At 41.4% G+C, this 220-nt stretch carries 1 tRNA gene; it reads right to left on the bottom strand.

Going from position 1 to position 220, the window contains the following annotated elements:
* Positions 1-144: 144 nt before the first annotated feature.
* Positions 145-218: transfer RNA gene (locus L0M98_RS22560), tRNA-Ala, on the bottom strand.
* Positions 219-220: the final 2 nt, after the last annotated feature.

Below are 220 nucleotides of genomic sequence, written 5' to 3'. Positions count from 1 at the left end.
ATTTTTACTTCACGGATTAAATAATCCGTTAACGTTCCAGCATGTCAAAGAACTTCCAGTCAATGCAAAATTGAAAATTGAAAATTGAAAATGAACTCCCGTTCATCATCAATCTCGTTTTCCAACCTTGTCAATGAACTCACGTGGAGAATAAGGGAGTCGAACCCTTGACCTCCTGAATGCAAATCAGGCGCTCTAGCCAACTGAGCTAATCCCCCGG

This window comes from Butyricimonas sp. DFI.6.44 (genome assembly GCF_022132345.1).
Classification (GTDB): Bacteria; Bacteroidota; Bacteroidia; order Bacteroidales; family Marinifilaceae; genus Butyricimonas; species Butyricimonas muris.
Note: the sequence above shows the minus strand (reverse complement) of the source record. Positions and strands in the feature narration are given on the sequence as shown.